Genomic DNA, 4123 nt, shown 5'->3' with positions numbered 1-4123 from the left:
TAGTTGTATTGTTTATTTTATTAATCATTGTTGGAGCTTCTTGCTTCTGCTAAAAAACTATTGGAAAAGACACTCTTATATGGGTGTCTTTTCTTTGTAATAAAAAGCTCTCTAGAAAAGAAAGTTTTGAGGCTTTTACATTCAAATCATCCAAATTAGTTATTTACACAGCACTTTATTTCTTCTCATCCCTCATACTGTAATAGCCCAAATTAATAATAATCAGGAAATACCCACCCATAATTCCAGCTGCAAATGTCCACATGTACTCACGGTGTTCAATTTCATACATAATAATCGCACCGAGTATGGCGGCTGCAAACCGATTCATCATGCCGAGCATTGGTGCTTTTTCTTTTTTTACGATGCTATTTCCGAACTTTTCGATACGCCTTCCTAAAATCCAGGCGCAGTACATACTCACTAAAAGGCCGATGCTTATCCCTACAAACTGGGCTGGAAAAGGTGTCAGCAACCATCCCAATAACATCACGCCTAATAAACAATATATTTGTATGTTGAATGATCTTAATGCCATACGAATCATATTATGCTCCTTATCTTTCCTATTAATCCCATCTTTCGGACTTCAAGCTTTCCGATATATCTTTTTTAAAATGAGGGAATTTGATTTTGCTCACCATTAAATAAGCGAGTACGCATGTGCCAAATGCCACGGAAACTGGGTTATTTAGGAGGCATAAAATGAGGAGACACATTGCCGCAAATGGAATGGGCATTCCGATGAATGTTGGGAGTTTGCTTTGTTGCGTGTTAAATCTAGCAAGCCGCAGCATTCCGCAAATACTATAAGCGAGCGCACATATCATCCCGATAAACTGCAAATCTTTTAAAGCGACACTATAGGCAAGAATAGATGGTGCCACACCGAAGGTCACTAAATCCGCAAATGAGTCTAACTCTCCGCCTATTTCCGAAGCAGCATCTAGTTTCCGAGCGACCATACCATCAAACAGATCAAATACCATACCTGTAATAATGAACATAACTGCACCATGCATATCGTGAACGAAAACAGCGTGAATAGCCAAAAGCCCACACACAAAATTTGCTATCGTAATCATATTTGGTATGTAACTCATCACACGCTTCTCCTCCTTTCTACTAATTGCTTCATCTTCATTCTTACTCATTAGACTCAAGATCCTTCTGCTTTTCTTCCAATATCACTTTATTTATTTTCGTTAACGTATCAGTCATTTGCTGCAACGCTCCAATATCAATTTTCGAGAAATATTTCTCGATCAATACATCATCTAACTCAGACAATCTTTCGATATATTTACTACCGTTTGGACCGATCGTAAGGAAATACTCCCTTTTATTGTTAGGATTCACTTGTTTCGAAATCATCTGTTGCTTTTCCAATTTCGATAAAACTTGGCTCACAGCACTTTTCGTTATATTAAACGTACTCGCAATGTTATTTGCTGTCGTGTTTTCATTTAAATGAATATGAAATAACATGCTCTCTTGCTGCCCAGTAAGACCGAACTCATCCTTTAAATCTTGAAATAGTAAAATATAGAGTTCCGTATAGGCTCGATTCATTTCATTAATTACTTCTTTATACGTTCTAGTCATAGCATCCTCCATGCTTTTATTTCGTTTTGCTTAATAGTTAAGTTTACTTAACTTAACTATATTATACCGTTATGTTTGTGTAAAGGGAAATATAACTCTACACTTTACTCACAATGATACAAAAAAGAAGACACTCTTCTAAAACATGTTTAGTCGCTTCTGTCTCACTGCTTTCCTCATCCAAATACTTGGCAAGTCATTCTGAATAATCAAAAAGAAAATCAACAAAATTCCATATAGACCCATTACTGGTTAAAATGTTATAATGGAATTACCCTACATAGTTACTCATAGCCAGACTGAGGAACTAGCGTCTTATTAAGTAATGCGCATAACTAAAATAAAAAAGACACTTTACGGTGTCTTTTTTATTTATATTCCTAGGAATTATCTCTTTTATAAACAGACTCTATCAAACAGTAAAGGAGACTAACAGATGGAACATCCTGTTGCAAGAGAATTACGTTTTATACGGGTATGTCTTATCATTTTGATTATTGTCATTGCGTTTTGGGACCGGGAGAAAACTGTAGAAATTACTGATCACGGTAGCGATCCTATCTTAAACACCAGCAATATGACCCAAGTTGGTGAGAATACATTTGCATACAAAGACGAATCAAATCAAATTAAAATATTTAAGTTTAATCCAGATACAAATGAAATATCACTTATTAAAGAGTTTCGTGCTGAGGAATATTACTCAGATACAGCTAAATAAAGTAATATTGACCACAAAAGTATAATGACCACAGCCTTTAGCCATAATTACGACTAAAGGCTTTTTGTATGTAAGTAAATGAAAAAGGAGCTAATTTTATGGAACATAATAAAAATGGAATACTTGCTTTAATTGTTTTATTTTTAGGATTAGTGTTTTTTGTTAGTGGAATGGTTTATCATTTATGGGGCTCATTTTAATTTCAACTTTTAGACGGATAAATAACTCGAATCAGAGAAACGCACAATATTTTCCCTTTTCCTTCCAAAATTAATATAATAAGATATAAAATGTAATACATATAAAGACAAATATATAGCACTCATTAAAGTGCTTCTATTTTGGAAGGAAGAAACGATGAATAAAAAGTTATTAGCCTCATTATTATGTAGCACATTCTTGTTTGGAGTATCAGCTTGCGGTTCACATGATGCACCTGCGAAAAATGAGCAGGCGACTTCTAAAAAAACAGAGAATGACAAACTTAGCAGCAAGGATTCGCAAAAAGAACTTCCTACCAATGTAGATTCCTCTGATGTATACATGTCAATGGGATCTGCCGAGTCATTAGATGTTATAGGGACTGGAGAAGTTAAAGCACAAGGTGTCTTTAAAGTATTAGACATCGCAGTTTATAATCGTAAAGAAGAACCCATTACACTAGATATTAACAACTTTAAATTAATTGATGGATTTGGAAGAGAATATCACATTTCTAATGAATATCAATCCGTACTTAAAGCTGCAAATACGTCTACATTTAAATTTGGTATTGTTAACCCTGATGAACATTCGGACGGAAACATTGTATTCGATGTACCGAAAAACACGCGAGGATTAACTTTAAAATTTAATAATGATAAGTTAGATAAAGAGCTCCAATTAAAAGTGGAATTGGAATAGGCAAAATAAATACGTCTCCCTTAACATTCTCTACTAACATAAAAAAGTACAGTCTTTTCTACAGCAGACTGTACTTTTTCATTTATCATTTCACATAACATTCCCTAATTTTTTTGACTAGATGCTCTCCAATCACGAAAAGATGTTGGGCGTCCAGAAAAAGCTCTTTGCTTTGTAACAGATGGTTTTTCTTCAGGAGTCATTGTTTTTTCTTTAAGCGTCGCTGGTTTTTCTTTAAGCGTCACTGATTTTTCCTCAAGAATAGTCACAGCTGTTTGCATTTTCTCTAACTGTTCTTTCAGCAATTGTTGTTCAATCTTTAAATCCGTAAGTAAACGTAAAATCATCTCAGAATTAGCCATAAGATCCTCCTTCCCCCAATACACAGAATAAAATACAATATGTAGAAGGCGAGATACCGGTGACAAAAATAAGGTCGTCAACTCTTTTTAACTTCTAAAATCCTTTTATTTTTTTAAGGACCTGCTCCATTCATCCTTAAAAACATAAAGTAAATTAAATCCATTAATAAATGGTCTTTATGGAAGGAGGAGTTAATATGGGCTATGGCGGTAGTTGTGGTGGAGGCTGTGGTTTCGGCGGCGGATTTGCCTTACTTGTTGTGCTCTTCATCTTATTAATCATCGTTGGCGCTAGCTGTTGGGGCGGCGGATTCGGCTGCTAAGGAGAGGCACTCTTGAGAGTGTCTTTTTTTTAATATGTGGCTCGTATACATATTGCTCAAAATTTCCGTTCTAGAAGTATTATAATATTAGCTTAACATGTCAGTTCCCCCTAATTAATAGGTGGTTCTAGCCTATAGAATTCTTTTAAATATAAAATGAAACTATATTTCTCAATGAATAAAACAATTTAACATGGTAAAATAATATT

8 protein-coding genes are annotated in these 4123 nt (G+C 34.6%); 4 read left to right on the top strand and 4 right to left on the bottom strand.

Features of this window, described 5'->3' with window-relative positions; all coding sequences use genetic code 11:
• Positions 1 to 53 (top strand): YjcZ family sporulation protein (locus ABWK52_RS19470; protein WP_114556246.1); only part of this gene is annotated, 53 nt, incomplete at its 5' end.
• A 122-nt stretch (positions 54 to 175) separates the two neighbouring features.
• Here ABWK52_RS19470 and ABWK52_RS19465 read toward each other — a convergent pair.
• From ABWK52_RS19465 to ABWK52_RS19455, 3 genes are read right to left on the bottom strand one after another with little or no spacing between them, the layout of a single operon-like run.
• Complete coding sequence (locus ABWK52_RS19465; protein ID WP_000620582.1) at positions 176 to 547, bottom strand: ATP synthase subunit I; 372 nt, start codon at positions 545 to 547, stop codon at positions 176 to 178.
• 22 nt (positions 548 to 569) lie between these two features.
• The gene (gene pssA / locus ABWK52_RS19460) at positions 570 to 1154 is read right to left on the bottom strand and encodes a CDP-diacylglycerol--serine O-phosphatidyltransferase (protein WP_000041621.1); all 585 of its coding nucleotides are present in this window, start codon (positions 1152 to 1154) and stop codon (positions 570 to 572) included.
• Entirely contained in the window at positions 1147 to 1605 is a 459-nt protein-coding gene (locus tag ABWK52_RS19455) for a MarR family winged helix-turn-helix transcriptional regulator (RefSeq protein WP_000198950.1), read from the bottom strand. Before ABWK52_RS19455 ends, pssA begins: the two co-directional genes overlap by 8 nt.
• A 436-nt stretch (positions 1606 to 2041) precedes the next feature.
• Between ABWK52_RS19455 and ABWK52_RS19450 the strand changes: the two genes are divergently transcribed.
• Positions 2042 to 2326 carry a YmzC family protein gene (locus ABWK52_RS19450; RefSeq protein WP_000400966.1) on the top strand — a complete coding sequence of 95 codons (285 nt, stop codon included), beginning with the start codon at positions 2042 to 2044 and terminating at the stop codon, positions 2324 to 2326.
• A gap of 357 nt (positions 2327 to 2683) precedes the next feature.
• Positions 2684 to 3229, top strand: a complete 546-nt coding sequence (locus ABWK52_RS19445) for a DUF4352 domain-containing protein (protein WP_001035574.1) — start codon at positions 2684 to 2686, stop codon at positions 3227 to 3229.
• Between the two features lie 104 nt (positions 3230 to 3333).
• On the opposite strand, the gene ABWK52_RS19440 is transcribed toward ABWK52_RS19445, so the two are convergent.
• On the bottom strand, positions 3334 to 3591 hold the full coding sequence (locus tag ABWK52_RS19440; RefSeq protein WP_000013694.1) for a hypothetical protein: 258 nt from the start codon (positions 3589 to 3591) through the stop codon (positions 3334 to 3336).
• Between the two features lie 197 nt (positions 3592 to 3788).
• Between ABWK52_RS19440 and ABWK52_RS19435 the strand changes: the two genes are divergently transcribed.
• Entirely contained in the window at positions 3789 to 3914 is a 126-nt protein-coding gene (locus tag ABWK52_RS19435; RefSeq protein WP_000540377.1) for a YjcZ family sporulation protein, read from the top strand.
• Positions 3915 to 4123 lie beyond the last annotated feature (209 nt).

The sequence above is a fragment of the Bacillus sp. AP50 genome, assembly GCF_040492675.1.
GTDB lineage: Bacteria > Bacillota > Bacilli > Bacillales > Bacillaceae_G > Bacillus_A > Bacillus_A cereus.
Note: the sequence above shows the minus strand (reverse complement) of the source record. Positions and strands in the feature narration are given on the sequence as shown.

What these genes read in the sequence shown, in the direction of transcription:
- ABWK52_RS19435 (WP_000540377.1), top strand. Translation starts at nt 3,789, where the DNA reads ATGGGCTATGGCGGTAGTTGTGGTGGAGGCTGTGGTTTCGGCGGCGGA.
- ABWK52_RS19445 (WP_001035574.1), top strand. Translation starts at nt 2,684, where the DNA reads ATGAATAAAAAGTTATTAGCCTCATTATTATGTAGCACATTCTTGTTT.
- ABWK52_RS19450 (WP_000400966.1), top strand. Translation starts at nt 2,042, where the DNA reads ATGGAACATCCTGTTGCAAGAGAATTACGTTTTATACGGGTATGTCTT.
- pssA (WP_000041621.1), bottom strand. Translation starts at nt 1,154, where the DNA reads ATGAGTAAGAATGAAGATGAAGCAATTAGTAGAAAGGAGGAGAAGCGT.
- ABWK52_RS19455 (WP_000198950.1), bottom strand. Translation starts at nt 1,605, where the DNA reads ATGACTAGAACGTATAAAGAAGTAATTAATGAAATGAATCGAGCCTAT.
- ABWK52_RS19465 (WP_000620582.1), bottom strand. Translation starts at nt 547, where the DNA reads ATGATTCGTATGGCATTAAGATCATTCAACATACAAATATATTGTTTA.
- ABWK52_RS19440 (WP_000013694.1), bottom strand. Translation starts at nt 3,591, where the DNA reads ATGGCTAATTCTGAGATGATTTTACGTTTACTTACGGATTTAAAGATT.